The sequence below is a fragment of the Secundilactobacillus pentosiphilus genome (assembly GCF_002217985.1).
In the GTDB taxonomy this organism is placed as follows: Bacteria; Bacillota; Bacilli; order Lactobacillales; family Lactobacillaceae; genus Secundilactobacillus; species Secundilactobacillus pentosiphilus.
On record NZ_BCMI01000007.1, the window covers coordinates 16,738 to 33,213 of the forward strand.

The window sequence follows — 16,476 nt, forward strand, 5'->3', positions numbered from 1 at the left end:
TCAAAGCGCTTTAATTTACAAGTGATTTCACCCATAATAGGATTAATATTAAAGGTGACTACTTTTATGAGGTGATCCTATGGGGTATATTCTAAATTTAAGAAAACAGGTCGGCCATGAACCGCTAATTTCAACCGGATCAGCTGCCCTGGTCTATAACGCCAGTGCGCAGTTATTGTTTGTTCACCGCAGCGACACTCATTTATGGGGACTGCCGTCCGGGTCAAAAGAAATTGGTGAGTCGCTGGCAGAAACCGCCAGTCGGGAAGTATTCGAAGAAACCGGCGTGCACGCCGTCAACTTCAAATTTATCACCATTCTGAGCGGGCCGTCGATGGCTTTCCGCTACCCAAATGGGGATCAAATTGATGCGGTAATTGCGGTTTATCAAGCTTTTACCCAGGACCAGCAACTCACCCCTCAAACTGGCGAAACCGACAAAGTGGCCTTTTTCAATCTTGATCAGCTGCCAGCACAGGTCACCGATTTTTCACGCCAAATTTTAGAGGCAGCTGAGTTGGTATAATGCTGCTAAAAATTCTACAATAAACATTGAGTGTATGATTTCTAATCATGAGGAGGACGATTTGATGCAAACAGTCACCATCGCAGGCAGTGAGGTTCCCGCCATTGGGCTGGGTACTTGGAATATGGGCGATGAACCTTCGTTACAAACACAGGAAATTAACGCGATTCACGCCGGCTTAGCAGCTGGTGCAAAGGTCATCGATACCGCAGAAATGTACGGTTCGGGCCGGGCAGAAACGTTAGTGGGCAAAGCCATTAAAGACGTTCCCCGCGACCAACTGTATTTAATTTCAAAAGTGTTGCCGACCAACGCTTCCAAAAATCGTATGGAGCGCAGTTTGGATGCCAGTTTAAAGCGCTTGGGCGTCGATGAAGTTGACCTTTATCTCTATCATTGGCGCGGCCAGATCCCGCTTTCCGAAACGGTCGCTGAATTACAGCGGCTAACCACCATTGGTAAAACAAAGGCCTGGGGCATTTCAAACTTTGATGTCACTGATCTTGAAGAACTTTGGCAACTACCTGATGGCCCCAAAGCGGCCGCCAATGAAGATTTGTTTAATTTAGGCAGCCGGGGTGTAGAATACAGCCTTTTGGGCTGGCAAGCCGACCACCATCTACCATTTATTGCGTACAGTCCCGTTGGTGCTCCGGGTCAGTTGGATACCCATCTGGGAAGCGATCCAGACGTTCTCAAAGTTGCTAAACGGCACCATGCCACGGCTTATCAAATCCTGTTAGCATGGGTCGTTTCCCACCAACAGGTTCTGGCAATCCCGCAAAGCAGCAATCCCGATCATGCAAAGGAAAACGTGCTAGCTGGTGATATCCAACTCACCGCTGATGATAGGCGGGTTTTGGATAAAGCTTATCCGGCACCAACCGAAAAACTGCCCTTAGACGTGCTGTAAAAAGGGCAATAGCGATGAAAAAACGCATTAGCCAGTTTCGACACTGGTTAATGCGTTTTTTGATATCCGATTTGATTATTACGTGTATCTCTCTATTCCGTTTCACTCGTACTAATAACTGGTTGCGTCCCACGTTCTGAAATGATGGTTACCATCACGTTGTTAATCAATTGTAGTTTCCGGTCATCGGTCAGCTTTAAATCCGTATCCTTTTCTAGCCTTGCAATGGCATCTTCGGTAATTGAAACCGCCCCGTCTACAATGATTTTCCGCGCTGATAAGATAGCGGACGATTGCTGGCGCTGTAACATCGCACTGGCAATTTCAGTTGCGTAAGCCAAGTGGGTCAGACGCGTTTCCATCACTTTAACACCGGCAATTTTAAGCCGTGATTGCAATTCTTCGGTTAATTTATTAGAAACTTCGGTGGGATTGCTGCGCAGGGTTAAAGTTTCCTGATCGTTAAAGGCATCGTAAGGAAATTCAGAGGCCACGTGTCGGATAGCTGACTCACTTTGAATCTCGACAAACTGTTCATAATCATCAACATCAAACAAAGCTTTACTGGTATCAATAACTTTGAACACGATGACCGCCGCAATTTCAACGGGGTTACCGCGAGAGTCATTAACCTTCAGCAGGTTGCTATTAAAGTTACGAACCCGTAATGAAACCGTCTGTTTATTGGTTAATGGGACGGTCATGAATAGGCCCGCCGTCCGAATCGTCCCGATATACTTGCCAAAGAAAGTCAGCGCTTTGGCCTCATTTGGTGAAATAATGGTCAGTGAACTGCCGCCAACCAAGGCAATCAGGATCAAAACAACACCCGAAATAAGGCTAACTGCCGTTTCCTGTGTAAGTAGCCAAGCGCCACCCACTAAAAGTAAAATTGCCACGATGAGTCCGAGATACCCGTTAACGTGAAAAACGTTTTTTTCAGTCATGGTAAACCTCCTCCAATCTGTTGCGTTTATTATACTTCAACGACATTAATTTTTAAAAAAAAGGCTTTTCGAAGTGTAAATTCTTTGCTTTTTTAATTTTCAGATTATAATTTGGTTAGAGTGAACGTATTGAGTACTGCTCCCCCTACCCTTCAACTAAAAAAAGTTGCGCAGTGACTCCCGCTTGGTACGCTGACTCACCTACTCACTAAAGAATTGGGTAGTTACTCGTCTGGCGAAATCTCTCCGTTTCGCTGGATTTTTTAGTGTGTGAAAATCAGCGTATAGATAGCGGAGCATAAGGCCCCACAACCGAATTCCCCGAACTTGGGAATTTGGTTGTGGGGCCTTATGTGCAGCTGTCTGCTGATTTGAACACGATTCGGCTACATAAAAGTGGTGCACAGTTGAATTTTCCTCTCTATAAAGTAAACCGGTATTCCCCGAACTTGGGAATTGGGTGGAGGGGCCTTATGTGCAGCTATCTGCTGATTTGAACACGATTCGGCTAGATGAAAGCAGTGCGCTGTTGCATATTTTCCTCTGTAAAATAAACCGGCAACCTCCGCTAATTAAATCAAATGGGTACCTTTATCAACGTAAACCGTATCCCCGACCAATCCGGTGCTGAGATCACTCAGCAAAAACGCCGCTGTATTACCGACTTCTTGAATCGTCACGCCAACTCCGTTAACCGCCCGTTCGTTGGAAAGACTGATTAATTTACTGTAATCCTTAACCCCGGTAACGGCCAACGTCTTGATCGCACCAGCAGAAATGGCGTTAACCCGAATGTTTTGACTCGCTAAGTCACGGGCAAGGTAACGCACGGTGGCTTCCAGCCCGGCTTTGGCAATCCCCATAATGTTGTAGTTAGGAATGGCCCGTTCAGAACCCATGTAAGTCAACGTCACGATTGAACCGCCTTCGTTCATGATTTTGCGGCCGTACTTCGCTACCGAGATCAGCGAATAGACACTGATGCTCTGTGCTGTATTAAAGCTCTCCAAACTAGCATCGGTTGTCTCACCCTTTAAATCCTCAGGATCGGCGTAGGCGATAGCGTGAATGATCCCGTCAATCTTACCGACTTGCTCATGAATCGAGTTGAACGCACTTTCGACGTTCGCAGGATCACTAACATCGCAGGGAACTTTCGTGACGCTATCGTCAATAAACCGGTTTAAGCTCTTCAGCATCCGATCATTTTGGTAAGTTAAAATGATTTCCGCACCCTGTGCCTCTAACGCTTGAAAACAGCCATAAGCCATACTGCGCTTATTAGCTACCCCCATGATCACAATTTTTTTACCCGTTAAAATGCCACTCATGACAATACCTCTTTTGTTAAGATTTTGAAAATGAATAATGCCATTAACTACTTTTGCTATAATACCCATTTTACCTTATCTAGACGTTCAAAAACAAGTGGCGGACAACGCCCCCATATCTGTCCGTTAAATTTTATGCACAACTCATTATAATGAAACTTGTAAATCAGATAGGAGTGAATGAAAAATGACAAAGGTATTAATTCTAGGTGCAAACGGTAAGATTGCTAAGTTAGCAGAGGCACAATTATTAGCGCAAACGGATCACCAGCTGACCCTGTTCCTGCGTCATGCCAATCGTCTGAGTGTTTCGGATACTGCCCGTGAAACGGTGGTCGAAGGTGACGCCACGGATCAGGCTAGCTTGGAAAAAGCCATGAAGGGCCAAGATATCGTATATGCTAATCTGGGTAATCACGATATTGAAAAGCAGGCCAAAACGGTAGTTGCTGCTATGAAAGCAGCCGGATTGAAGCGTTTGATCTGGATCTCAACTCTGGGAATTTATGATGAAGTGCCCGGCAAGTACGGTCAGTGGAACCACCAAATGCTGGATGGCGGCTATTTGGAAACCTACTCCGCAGCTGCTAAAGTCATCGAAGCTTCCGGTTTGGACTACACCTTAATCCGTCCAGCCTGGTTATCGAATAAGGACATTGTCAGCTATGAGACAACGCAAAAGGGTGAGCCGTTTAAGGGTACCGAAGTCTCCCGGAAAAGTATTGCCGACTTTATCGTCTCTTTGATCAATGACCCAACTAAAGAAATTGGTCACTCAGTAGGTGTTGACCAGCCCGGAACTGATGGCGACAAACCGTCGTTTTATTAACTTTAAATTGAACTGAACCAAAATAAGGACTAAGGACGGCTGAAGCGCCGTGCTTAGTCCTTATTTGTGCAGTTAGCCTATTTTACGATCTCGTGAATCAACGTTATCGGTTCAGCTGAATCAGCAATTTCGATATTGTCGTACAGCAGTTCTTTAACTTTTTCAATATCTTCCTGGTTGGCATAAATGGTTAATAACGGTTCGCCTGCTTCAACCGGGTCACCGACCTTTTTCTTAAGTTCGATACCAACCGCGTAGTCCAGCGGATCATCCTTGGTCTGCCGGCCGCCGCCAAGCAGCATGCTGGCAATGCCGATTTCATCAGCGGTCATCTGGGCAACCACCCCGCTGGATTTTGCTGGTAAATCGATCTTGTACTTGGCCTGCGGCATAATCGTTGGGTCATCCACCACACGTTCGTCACCGCCCTGGGCAATGACCATCTGACGAAAGCTCTCCAGCGCCTTACCGTTAGCAACGACTTCTTCGAGCATCTGACGTGCTTCCGCCAGCGTTTGGGCCTTTTGGGCTAAAACTACCATCTGACTACCAAGGGTCAAGACCAAATCGGTAATATCCGCTGGTCCCTGTCCCTTTAGAATATCAATGGTTTCTTGAATCTCCAAAGCATTGCCGACCATCCGGCCCAGCGGCTGATTCATGTCAGAAATCAGTGCCATACAGTCCATGCCGGCATTTTGACCGATGGATACCAACGCCTTTGCTAAAGCACGGGCTTGCTCTTCCGTCTTCATGAAAGCACCGGAACCAGTCTTAACGTCCAGTACCAACGCATCGGTTCCCGAAGCAATCTTCTTGCTCATAATGGACCCCGCAATGAGCGGAATGGAATCAACGGTATCCGTCACGTCTCTTAGGGCATATATTTTTTTATCGGCTGGCGCAATGTTACCCGTTGCGCCAACAATGGCTAAGTGAATGTCTTTCACCTGCTGCTTGAACTGTTCTTCTGACAGCTCCACTTTAAAGCCCGGAATCGCTTCCAATTTATCCAAAGTCCCACCAGTATGGCCAAGTCCCCGACCAGAAATCATGGGAATCGGAATCCCCAGCGCCGCAATCATCGGGGCTAACGGCAGACTGGTTTTATCACCCACGCCACCCGTAGAGTGTTTATCCACTTTAATCCCAGGAATGTCTGATAAGTCAAGCTGATCACCAGATTTCAGCATCTGCATCGCCAGTTCAGCCTGCTCACCATCCGCCATACCGTTAAAATAGATGGCCATCAGTAAGGCACTGGTTTGGTAATCAGGAATACTGCCATCCACCACACCATCTACGAAAAATTTGATTTCGTCATTGGTTAACTCGCCACCGTTTCGCTTGTGGTCAATCACATCTACCATTCTCATTATGAGTTCCTCCTCAGATCATTAGTCTCACTTCATTAACAGAAAGGGGCGGCAGTTAGACGCCCAAAAAGCCTAACTGCTACCCCCGTTTTATATCGTTGAATGCAACTTATAGTTTAATGGCCGTTTCCAGTGCCACCGTCATCATTTCACTAAACGAGCTCTGACGATCTGCTGCTGAGAGTGCTTCACCGGTGGTCAGATTATCACTAACGGTATTGATCGACAGTGCCTGAACACCAAATTTTGCAGCCAGCATATACAGCGCAGCGGTTTCCATTTCCGTTCCCAAGACGCCATAATCGATCAGTTGCTGATAATCGATCTCATCATTATAGAAACGATCCGCACTAAAGATATTGCCGACTTTGACGGCAACACCCGCATCTTTAGCTGCTTGATAAGCCGTTAACAGCATATTGAAATCAGCAGTCGGTGCATAGATTACCCCAGCTTTAAACGTATTTTGAATAATGGCAGAATCGGTACTGGCTGATTCTGCAATCAGGATATCGCGAATTTTTACTGATTCACCGAAACCGCCGATGCTGCCGATCCGCATCAGATGTTTGACACCGAAAAAGCGAATCAGTTCGTTCGTGTAGATTGAAATCGACGGGATCCCCATACCGGTTCCTTGAACGGAAACTTTATGGCCCTTATAGGTTCCGGTATAACCAAAGGCGTTTCGGACTGAATTATACTGAACCACATCGTCTAAAAAATTATCCGCAACGTACTTTGCGCGTAAGGGGTCACCCGGAAGCAGTACCGTTTCAGCGATATCGCCCATTTTAGCACCAATGTGTGTACTCATAATCTCTTCCTCCTATTCCAATGCTTCTAAGAACGACGTCCCAGTTGCATTGCCGCTAACATTAAAGTTATCCAGAATGGTGGCACCAAAGTCCGCATACGTGCGCCGAATACCCAGGGAGCCGTTTTGCTTGAACTGCGGTGAATAAACTAGGAGCGGCACGTATTCACGAGTATGATCAGTGCCTTTGTAGCCGGGATCGTTACCGTGATCGGCCGTGATCATCAAGAGATCACCGTCCTGCAACGTGGCTAACAAATCTCCCAACTGTTCATCAAAGGCCATCAGTGCCTTGCCATAACCTTCTGGGTTTCGACGGTGACCATACATCGCATCAAAATCAACGAGGTTGGTAAAGCTGAAACCGGTAAAATCCTTTTCCGCGTTCGCCAGCGTGTGTTTCATGCCATCGTCGTTACTAGTGGTATGGACACCCTCTGTAATGCCTTGACCAGAGAAAATATCGTTGATTTTCCCCACTGCTAAAACGTCTAGCCCGGCATTCTTAAGCCGGTCTAAATCCGTTTCACCAGTCGGGGCTAACGTAAAGTCATGCCGGTCCGATGTCCGGGTAAAGTGATCTTTATCTGGTCCAACGTATGGTCTGGCAATGATCCGCCCAATCCGGTATGGCTTATCGATCGTAATCGAGCGTGCATACTCACAAATTTTGTATAATTCTTTCAGCGGAATAACGTCCGTGTGAGCAGCAATCTGCAGAACCGAATCACCAGAGGTATAGACGATCAAATCCCCGGTCTTCATCTGCTGTTCACCATAGTCGTGGATCACTTCAGTGCCGGAATAGGGTTTATTGACGATCACGTGCCGACCGCTAAAGTCCTCAATTTTTTTAATCAGTTCAGCTGGGAAGCCCTGCGGAAAGAATCCAAGCGGTTCGGTGACGGGCAAACCCATCATTTCCCAGTGACCATCCATACTGTCTTTGCCGACTGAAACCTCATGCATTTTGCCAAAGTAGCCGATCGGATTGCTAGCGGGTTCAACCCCCTTGATTGGATTATCAGGACGAATGTTTGATAGTCCCATTTTAGCTAGGTTAGGCAGGTGCAGCTTTCCCTGATAAAACTCCCCGATGTGGCCAAGCGTATCCGCGCCCACATCATCAAATTTATTGGCGTCGCTGGCTTCACCAATTCCAACAGAGTCAATGACAATTCCAAATATTCGTTTAAAAGTCATGGTTGCAACCTCCTTAACCTTCTGTCACAATCTTGACGCTGGCACTGGCACCAATTCGGGTGGCACCGGCATCAATCATGGCTTCCGCTTCCGCTTTAGAATGAACACCGCCGGAAGCTTTCACGCCTAATCGGTCACCGACAACCTCACGCATCAGCTTAACGTCTTCAACTTTGGCGCCTGCCGTTGAGAATCCCGTAGACGTTTTCACAAAGTCGGCCCCGGCCTTTTCCGCCAACTGACAGGCCCGAACTTTTTCATCGTGCGTTAGCAGCGCGGTTTCAATAATAACTTTAAGCAGCTTACTTTCGCTGTGAACGGTATCCGCCAACGTTTTGATATCAGCTAGAACGGCATCATCATGACCAGCTTTAAGTTCACCGACATTGATCACCATATCCAGCTCGTCAGCGCCATCTTTAATGGCCTGTTTAGCTTCAAAAGCCTTACTTTCTGTCGAAGTGGCCCCCAGTGGGAAACCAATCACAGTACAGGTGTTCACGTCCGAATCCTTTAACGCAGCTGCAGTGTGCTTGACCCAATAGGGATTGATACATACTGAAGCAAAGTCGTACTTAATGGCTTCTGCAATAACTTTATCTACATCCGCCTCAGTGGCGTCCGCGTTTAAAATGGTGTGGTCGATATACTTGGCTAATTTCATGGTAGGCACTCCTTCATCAATATTATGAATGCAATTAGTTTACTGTAACCGTTTTCATAATATCATGTCACCATTCTCGTGTACACGAATATGCTAAAATATAGCAAACTTTGTGCATTTTCTCATTAGTTGTTAAGAAATTTTGAGGCCGTGACATAACTCGGTAGATTCCAGAATTTAACACCCCAAAGCGTTCTTCCGATGGTCTTGATCGGGAGGACGCTTTGGGGTGTTAAATGGCCGGAATCTGAGTTATGGAGCGGGTTAAGGCTATATTAAAGGCGTGAACAAAAGTAAATCTGACGTTGTGTTTTCGTCAAGAAATTAACTGCTATCCTTATCGATATAGACTTAAGTCACAGGTCCTTACCTTTGCTTAATACTGTTTTGATTGAAACAAACTGTCGATTTCCCCAATGGCTGCTTCCAGCTGCCGATGGTTGATTTTCTCCGTTCCTTCAATCACGTACCGTTCTAAGATTCCCATTAACATGCCTTCGATTGCACCGATCATAATATCCCTATTACGCGAACGCTGAATAAACGCAATCACCGGATCATTCTGCGAGCCATTAGCAACCCGCCGATTGATCAGTTCCCAAAGGACCTGGTTCAAAATTTCGTGAAGGTCTGAGCGGCTCTGCCGGCTTGGGGTCAAATTCCTTAAAACCGGCCAATAGTCCTCAACATACTCAACGAACTGAATTAACAACGGCTGGTCGGGCACCCGTTTTTGGATGGTATCTTCGATTTCTGCCATCAATAAACTCTTCTTATCATCAAAATAGCGATAAAACGTACTGCGAGTGATAAAACTCGCTACCGAAATTTCTGAAACACTAATCATGTCGTACGGCTTCTCACTCAAAAGCTCTAAAAAGGCACTTAATATCTGGCGCCGAGTTCTCTCCTGTGCTTTACCCATGGTTAATTCTCCAATTCTCTCTTAATATTGATTGCCATTATCAATCAATTCTAGGGGAATTGTACTCATTTCGTTACCGTTATTCAAGCAAAATGCCCTTAATCACGGGCTTTCTTCACTGATTTATAATCTGCCCTATAAGCCCAGATGACGATCCCCAGGTTAATAAGAACTAGACCAGTCGTCATTAGAAAGACGTAACGATAATCCAAAACACCCGCAACTCCAGCTGCCAGCATCGGCCCAATAACCGAACCAATTGCTTGAGCAGACTGATTATAACTAAAAATCCGACTCACTGATTCCTTGGGTGTTGCTAGCGTCATCACCGTCTGTGTGATTGGCAATAAGGCGGCATCCGAAATACCCACCAAGAATCGGAGAACACCCAAACTCGTGACACCTTGAACGAAAAACATGGGCAAAAACATGGCTGCACAAAAAATCAACCCGCCAACCAGCACTTTCCGCGGACCAATGTGATCGCCCAAAGCCCCTAACCGTGGTGCCGCAATTAGCGTTGCAATCCCGGGTAAGGCAGCAATCACCCCACTGATCAGGGCAACGTTCCCGTGATTATGCATCAGTTCTTTGACGAATAAACTAATGATCGGGTTGATTGAAGTGGTTGCGGCTTGAATCAGCATTGAAGAAATAATCATGGCCCAGACTACCCGAACGTGTTTAATTCCGGTAAAAGCACTTCGTTGCGCATACTTCGGGTTTTCCAAGGGGTGAAAGTCTTCCTTGACGAAAAACAGGGTGACAAGAGAGGCAATCAGCATCATGCCGCCAAACATGAAAAACGGGATGCGATAACCAAATATCCCAGCAATATAGCCCCCAATGATGGGACCTACCAGCATACCGCCCACACTACCGGTCGTTAACGTTCCCATTGTTTGACCGCTTTTATGCGTTGGTACTTCACTGGCCATTAACGCGTAGGCGTTATTAATGTATCCCGAAAAAGCCCCCTGAATGACGCGCAAAGCAATCAAAACCCAAACGGTCGGTGATAGCCCCGTTAAGGTAGCCGTAATGGTCATTCCAACAGCTGCCCGCATCAGCATCGGCTTTCGGCCAGTCCTATCCGCTAATTTTCCCCAGAAAGGTGACACGATTGCTTGACTAAAAAACGTCCCGGAAAATGCCAGCCCAGCATACAGCGTTAATTGCCACTTTGGAAAATTGCCCATTTCACTGATAAACAGCGGTAAAAACGGCAGGCTCATGCTCGACCCGGCACCGGTAATAAAATTGCCCAGCCACAGTGCGTACAAATTACGCTGCCACTGTGGCATTTTTTCTACTTTTGACATCAAACCATCCTTAACGTGTATTTTGCTACTTCATATTTTAGCACTTCAGCTCATCAAAAAAAGGTGCTGTAACAGCACCTTCATTCACATCTTATTATTCATCGTGTGACTCATCATCGGAATGCGACTTCGCATCCGGATAGAAGGTTTCCGTTGGTGCAGAACTAGCATCGTGCGCATCAGTTTTATCATCGGGTGTGATGACCGTTGGCCCGTCATCCGGCGCTTGAGTTCCTTCAGAAGCCAAACTGACATAGAAGTTAGCAAGGGTCTGATTCATATAAGGATAAACCCAGATAATCGGGATAATAATGAGGCAAGTTAAGCCCCAGCCAATAAAGCTCAAACCCATTACGAAATATTCCCACTTGTGGCCATCCATCATTGTACGACTCAGCGTGATAGCTTCTAAAAAGCCGATTTTTTTGCCCTGATCTAAGTAGTCGCGATAAATAAAGATTGCCTGAGAATAAGCTAAAGCTTTAATGATCCCGGGAATCATCAGCAACAGGCTCCAGAGAATTGTAAAAATACCCGTTAAAACAATCAGCACTAACGAACCCAGAAAATAACTGCCACGGTTAAAAATCGTAAATGACTTGCTAACGGGTTCCGAAAATTCGCCCACCCCACGCTGCAGGTCGATCATGACAAAGGAAACCCCAACTGCTAATAATGATGACACCAAACTTAACAGATTCAGCCAGCTGCTGCCGGCGTCATTGCCTGCCATGTTAAAACTGATGTTTCCAAAACCAACTGCTAAACCTAAAATATAAATGGGTAAAAATAAAAGCAGGTAAAAAGTAAAGTTAGTGTCTAAATACCCCCGAGCATCACTTTTCAGCTTTCGGCGTCGACTTGCCATTGTTGCCTCTTCCATCATAAAATACTCCTCTCGAATTTATCCGTAATCCTAAATAAGTTCAAACGGAACGGACATTCCTTCGAAAGTATACTAATATTACAGGAATGTGTCAATTTGGGATTGTTTCAACGACCAAAAAATGACTACAATCAATTTAGCCAAGGACATTAATAACTGCCAGTGAAATCACACCAACAATCACGATGACCAGCAGGTTTTTACTGATCACCGCACTGATCAAAGTTGGAACGCTAGCAAGTATGTTGGGCACATTAAGACTCGGTAACTGCCCTAAATGCTGAATAAACAAGCTTTCCATCCAAAGAGCTGACATAATACAGATCGGCACAAAGCCGAGAAAATTAACCACGATTGCAGGCAGTTTAAACTCTTTTAACAGCACAAATGGTACCACTCTGGATAACCAGGTGACTAAACCGCTACCTAAAATCACTAGTAAGACATAGCTACTTAGCGACATGCTTCAACACCACCCCAAATCCGCAACCAAGTAACGTCACGATTAATAAAAGACCATTTTCTGGTAACCATTTCATGCCAACGTACATGAATACTGCTACAAACAGAACAACTACCAGTTGGATCGTCAGCTTAATGGTTCGATCCGAAATCATCTGCAAGTACAAAAGACCGATGAACATGGCGACTAACGCAAAGCCGAACCCGTATTTTTCGGGATTGCTGATCAAATTACCCAGCATGCCGCCCACCGCGGAAGTACCTCCCCAAACGAGGTAGGCAAATAAATTGGCCGTATTCAGCCACTTAAAATTAAGCTGATGCTCAGTATAATTGAGCTTGTTCATACTCAGCGCGAAGGTTTCATCCGTTAGCAAGCTGCCGGCCCAAATATTTTTCAGCATGCTTTCATGCGATAAATATGGTGCCACCACCATACTCATTAATATCATCCGTGCATTTACCAAAAAAACTGACAGCACAATGGAGCCAATTCCGGCGTGCATTGCAACTAAACTGACGATGACAAATTCAGCCGAACCCGCATATGTAATTAAAGACATCAGTAGTATTTCTAAAATACTCAAACCATTTGCACGAGCCGTGATACCAAAAGCGATTGCAATACCTATGTAGCCAAAAACGGTGGGAACCGTTTCTCTGAGCGCCGACCTGGCATCTAAATCCCCCGTCATTCTCATCATCTCCTCATTTTATTACATATCTTAAATCATACGGGTTCACTATAAGCGTGTCAATAACCGTTTCACCGGTTTTTATTTGCCTTTAATCCAGCTTTCATCTCCATCTTAAAAGTGCGTTATAATGAAATCGTTTACTGATCTAATTAGGAGGTAATTTTAAATGTATGAAGCAAGCCCTAACCGCTACGACAACATGGTCTACAACCGACTTGGCGACAGCGGCTTAAAGCTATCTGCCATTGGTTTAGGCTTCTGGCATAACTTTGGTTCCGTCGATGCTTACGAAAACATGCGCACCATTGTCCAGCAAGCGTTTGATTTAGGCATCACGTACTTTGATTTAGCCAATAATTATGGTCCTGAACCAGGCAGTGCCGAAGAAAACTTTGGCCGCATCATGGCGACCGATATGAAACCCTACCGTGACGAAATGGTCATTGCCAGCAAAGCTGGTTATGAAATGTGGGATGGCCCTTACGGTAACTGGGGTTCCCGCAAAAGTATCATGGCCAGTGCTGACCAAAGTCTCAAGCGCATGGGATTAGACTACGTGGATATTTTCTACAGCCACCGTCCCGATCCCGAAACCAACGTTGACGAAACTGCTCAAGCCTTAGATAGTTTAGTCCGCGAAGGTAAGGCACTGTACGTCGGCATTTCCAACTATTCCGGTGCGCAAACTGAAGCGATCATTAAGTGCTTTAAAGACATGCACACGCCGTTCGTGGTTCACCAACCACGCTATAACATGTTCAACCGCGGCATTGAAAAAGATCTCTTCCCCGTTTTGAAGAAGTACCATAAAGCCGCTGCCGGTTTCAGTTCACTGTGCCAAGGCCTGCTGACCGATAAGTACCTCAACGGGATTCCCAAGGATTCACGGGCTGCCAAATCAACCAGTCCGTTCCTTGAACCCAGCCAAGTTGAGCAAACCCTTAAAACGGTTAAAGCACTCAACGAAGTGGCTAAGTCCCGTCATCAAACCCTGGCTGAAATGGCGTTAGCATGGAACTTACGTGAACCAGAACTGGCTTGTGTCCTAGTTGGCGCCAGTCGGCCGCAGCAGCTGGTTGACAACGTCAAAGCCCTGGATAACTTAAAGTTCTCCGATGAAGAACTGGCTAAGATCGATGATATTTTGAGCAAACAGCCTGCCGTTGATTGGGCCTAAACCTTTTAAATTAAAAAATAAGTCATAAAAATCCGGTTATCAGTGATTGACTGACAACCGGATTTTTTTATTGAACAGCGTCGATCATGAACCTGCGTGAACTGAAGTCCGCCGAGTTCTTAACGGCCGCGGTATCGTCAAACTCACTGCCGATAACTATCCCGGCATTCATGAGTTCATCACCGTAATACGTCTCCGTACTGTCATTGACCCGGTACTGCTTATCGGGATCAAGTCCCCTGAGATACAATCGCTCGTACGGCGCGTTGGGGTGGTTCAAAACTTGATATCGGGTAGCAATCGCATGCGCCTGTTGTTCATCGACGACCAGCCAGCTCATAACGTTGCCATCACCGTCAAACGGGCTGTCCATCCGGTACAATTTACCGAATTGATACAATGAGCGGTGCTGTTTATAGAAAGCCACCTGTTTTTTGACCTCGTCAGCTTCTTGATCAGACATCTTCGAAATATCTAGTTCGTAGCCAAAAGCGCCGTAAAAGGCTACGTTAGCACGGGTTTCTAGTGGCGTGATCCGCCCCGTCTGCTCGTTAGGCACCGCTGAAACGTGTGCGCCCATCATGGCCTGCGGGTAACCGTAGCTGGTGCCGAACTGAATCTTCATTCGCTCAACCGCATCCGTGTCATCACTCGTCCAAGCCTGCGGTGCGTAATACATCATACCTAGATCAAACCGGCCACCGCCTGACGCGCAGGACTCAAATAAGACATCTGGGTAGGCCTTCGTCAAGCGCTCATACAGGTTATAAACCCCAAGAATATAGCGGTGTGGCATTTCCAACTGCCGGTCAGCTGGTAACGCTGTGCTGTACATTTCCGTGATGTAACGGTTCATGTCCCACTTAATGTAATCGAGCTTGGTATCCTGAATCACTTTGCTCATCATCGCGTAAATCGCATCAACCACTTCTGGGCGGCTAAAGTCCAGCACATACTGGTTACGACCGGGTGTGGCGCGCCGCTTTGGGACGTGAATCAGCCAATCTGGATGTTTTTGGTATAACTCACTATCCATGGAAATCATTTCCGGTTCAAACCAGAGGCCAAACTTCAAGCCCAGGTCATGGACTTCATCGGCAAAAGCGCCGACCCCGTTTGGCAGCTTCTTCGGATCGACGAACCAATCGCCCAGCGATGTGTGATCATCGTTTCGGTGACCAAACCAGCCGTCATCCAGCACAAACATTTCAATGCCCAGTTTCTTAGCCTGTTTAGCAATATTAAGCAGCTTTTCATCGTTAAAATCAAAGTAAGTTGCTTCCCAGTTGTTGACCAAAATTGGCCGTTCCATCCGCCGGTATTTAACGTCGACCAGGTGTTCACCGTAAAACGCCGCCATCTGCTGACTCAGTTGATTCATCCCGTCAGGTGTGTAGGACATGACGGCTTCAGGCGTTTGAAATGCTTTATCCGGGGCAAGCTGCCATTCAAATTCCGCTGGATTAATGCCCACCAGCACACGGCTGACATTCCACTGGTCAACTTCAACTTGGTCTAAGAAATTCCCGGAATAAACCAGGTTAAAGCCAAACACTTCTCCACGATCATCGGTCGTCTGAGGTCGGGCCAGCATCATGAACGGATTTTGCTGCGGACTGGACGTTGTCCTGACCGAATCAATCGCCTGAATACCTGACCGCAGCGGCGTTCGTACCAGGTGCCGTTCACGTGCCCAAGTACCAGCGAACTGAATCAAATCATACTGTTTATCCGGTAAATCAAGCTGAGCACTGAGCGCAGCGTTCAAAGCGACGGGTTCTACCCCGTGATTTTTGAAGTTCGCACTGCGCACAATCACGTCTTGGTGGGGGAAAACAGTGTAGTTAAGCTCCAGATCTAACTGAATTAGTTCATCGGTCAAATGAACGATAAGCGTTTCTGCCCCATCGTCCGTATCGTCAAACGTTGATGGCAGGCCGGCCAATCGCTGCTTCCCCTGTACGACTTCATAGTGGTCGTATTTAAAATCGGTAATGCGGCTGCCGTTAGACTGGGTCACCTGATAGGCCGGTCGGCGGAAATCGCCGGTTCCCGTGTCTGAATATTCCTGTTTCAAATCACCTATCTGAAAACGAGGTTCATCGAGTGAATACGCTGGGGTGTCCGTTTTTAACTCTCGTTTCAAAAGTTCATTGTATTGGGGCTTAACGTGAATTTTCTTACCATAATATACCTGACCTAAGATGCCATGTGCTAATACCTGAAAAATATAACTCGTGTGGTCCGTTTGTAAATGGAATGTTTGGTTGGTTTCGTCAACGTGAATTGCCAATGTTGATGACTCCTTTCGAGTGCGATTAGCGGCGTACTGAAACGATACCGTTGCTATTATTGTAGCGCTTTCATTTTACCTAGTCGAACTAAAGACTTTCTTCTTAC

16 protein-coding genes are annotated in these 16,476 nt (G+C 46.3%); 4 read left to right on the top strand and 12 right to left on the bottom strand.

The annotated features are described in order from the left end of the window. The first annotated feature begins 79 nt into the window (after window positions 1–79). Together CES81_RS04850 and CES81_RS04855 are read left to right on the top strand one after the other, a co-directional pair. Complete coding sequence (locus CES81_RS04850) at window positions 80–526, top strand: NUDIX hydrolase (RefSeq protein WP_089120897.1); 447 nt, start codon at window positions 80–82, stop codon at window positions 524–526. A 64-nt stretch (window positions 527–590) separates the two neighbouring features. Further along, window positions 591–1,439, top strand: coding sequence for an aldo/keto reductase (locus CES81_RS04855; RefSeq protein ID WP_089120898.1), 849 nt, complete (start codon window positions 591–593; stop codon window positions 1,437–1,439). Window positions 1,440–1,531: 92 nt separating this feature from the next. Here the strand turns inward: CES81_RS04855 and CES81_RS04860 are convergent, their stop codons facing one another. Continuing rightward, complete coding sequence (locus CES81_RS04860; protein ID WP_089089336.1) at window positions 1,532–2,386, bottom strand: SPFH domain-containing protein; 855 nt, start codon at window positions 2,384–2,386, stop codon at window positions 1,532–1,534. 572 nt (window positions 2,387–2,958) lie between these two features. After that, window positions 2,959–3,717, bottom strand: coding sequence for an enoyl-ACP reductase FabI (gene fabI, locus CES81_RS04865; protein WP_089120899.1), 759 nt, complete (start codon window positions 3,715–3,717; stop codon window positions 2,959–2,961). A 187-nt stretch (window positions 3,718–3,904) separates the two neighbouring features. On the opposite strand from fabI, the gene CES81_RS04870 reads away from it, so the two are divergent. Then, the gene (locus tag CES81_RS04870; RefSeq protein ID WP_089120900.1) at window positions 3,905–4,546 is read left to right on the top strand and encodes an SDR family oxidoreductase; all 642 of its coding nucleotides are present in this window, start codon (window positions 3,905–3,907) and stop codon (window positions 4,544–4,546) included. Window positions 4,547–4,623: 77 nt separating this feature from the next. On the opposite strand, the gene CES81_RS04875 is transcribed toward CES81_RS04870, so the two are convergent. The 9 genes from CES81_RS04875 to CES81_RS04915 form a co-directional block, all read right to left on the bottom strand. Further along, complete coding sequence (locus CES81_RS04875; protein WP_089120901.1) at window positions 4,624–5,922, bottom strand: pyrimidine-nucleoside phosphorylase; 1,299 nt, start codon at window positions 5,920–5,922, stop codon at window positions 4,624–4,626. Window positions 5,923–6,031: 109 nt separating this feature from the next. Beyond that, window positions 6,032–6,739, bottom strand: coding sequence for a purine-nucleoside phosphorylase (deoD, locus tag CES81_RS04880; RefSeq protein ID WP_089089332.1), 708 nt, complete (start codon window positions 6,737–6,739; stop codon window positions 6,032–6,034). A 12-nt stretch (window positions 6,740–6,751) separates the two neighbouring features. Next, window positions 6,752–7,942 (bottom strand): phosphopentomutase, encoded by a 1,191-nt coding sequence (locus tag CES81_RS04885; protein WP_089089331.1) that lies wholly within the window; start codon window positions 7,940–7,942, stop codon window positions 6,752–6,754. Between the two features lie 13 nt (window positions 7,943–7,955). Next, window positions 7,956–8,606, bottom strand: coding sequence for a deoxyribose-phosphate aldolase (gene deoC / locus CES81_RS04890; RefSeq protein WP_089120902.1), 651 nt, complete (start codon window positions 8,604–8,606; stop codon window positions 7,956–7,958). 376 nt (window positions 8,607–8,982) lie between these two features. Next, window positions 8,983–9,531 carry a TetR/AcrR family transcriptional regulator gene (locus tag CES81_RS04895; protein ID WP_089120903.1) on the bottom strand — a complete coding sequence of 183 codons (549 nt, stop codon included), beginning with the start codon at window positions 9,529–9,531 and terminating at the stop codon, window positions 8,983–8,985. A gap of 98 nt (window positions 9,532–9,629) precedes the next feature. Beyond that, the gene (locus tag CES81_RS04900) at window positions 9,630–10,853 is read right to left on the bottom strand and encodes an MFS transporter (protein ID WP_089120904.1); all 1,224 of its coding nucleotides are present in this window, start codon (window positions 10,851–10,853) and stop codon (window positions 9,630–9,632) included. 94 nt (window positions 10,854–10,947) lie between these two features. Continuing rightward, a complete protein-coding gene (locus tag CES81_RS04905; protein ID WP_225356348.1) occupies window positions 10,948–11,739 on the bottom strand; it encodes a DUF975 family protein in 792 nt (263 codons plus the stop codon). 136 nt (window positions 11,740–11,875) lie between these two features. Next, complete coding sequence (locus CES81_RS04910) at window positions 11,876–12,202, bottom strand: AzlD domain-containing protein (RefSeq protein WP_089089353.1); 327 nt, start codon at window positions 12,200–12,202, stop codon at window positions 11,876–11,878. Next, a complete protein-coding gene (locus CES81_RS04915) occupies window positions 12,189–12,896 on the bottom strand; it encodes an AzlC family ABC transporter permease (RefSeq protein WP_089089327.1) in 708 nt (235 codons plus the stop codon). Before CES81_RS04915 ends, CES81_RS04910 begins: the two co-directional genes overlap by 14 nt. Before the next feature lie 169 nt (window positions 12,897–13,065). On the opposite strand from CES81_RS04915, the gene CES81_RS04920 reads away from it, so the two are divergent. After that, window positions 13,066–14,076, top strand: coding sequence for an aldo/keto reductase (locus tag CES81_RS04920; RefSeq protein WP_089120905.1), 1,011 nt, complete (start codon window positions 13,066–13,068; stop codon window positions 14,074–14,076). Between the two features lie 67 nt (window positions 14,077–14,143). On the opposite strand, the gene CES81_RS04925 is transcribed toward CES81_RS04920, so the two are convergent. Continuing rightward, window positions 14,144–16,369, bottom strand: coding sequence for an alpha-galactosidase (locus tag CES81_RS04925; RefSeq protein WP_089120906.1), 2,226 nt, complete (start codon window positions 16,367–16,369; stop codon window positions 14,144–14,146). Between the last annotated feature and the right edge of the window lie 107 nt (window positions 16,370–16,476).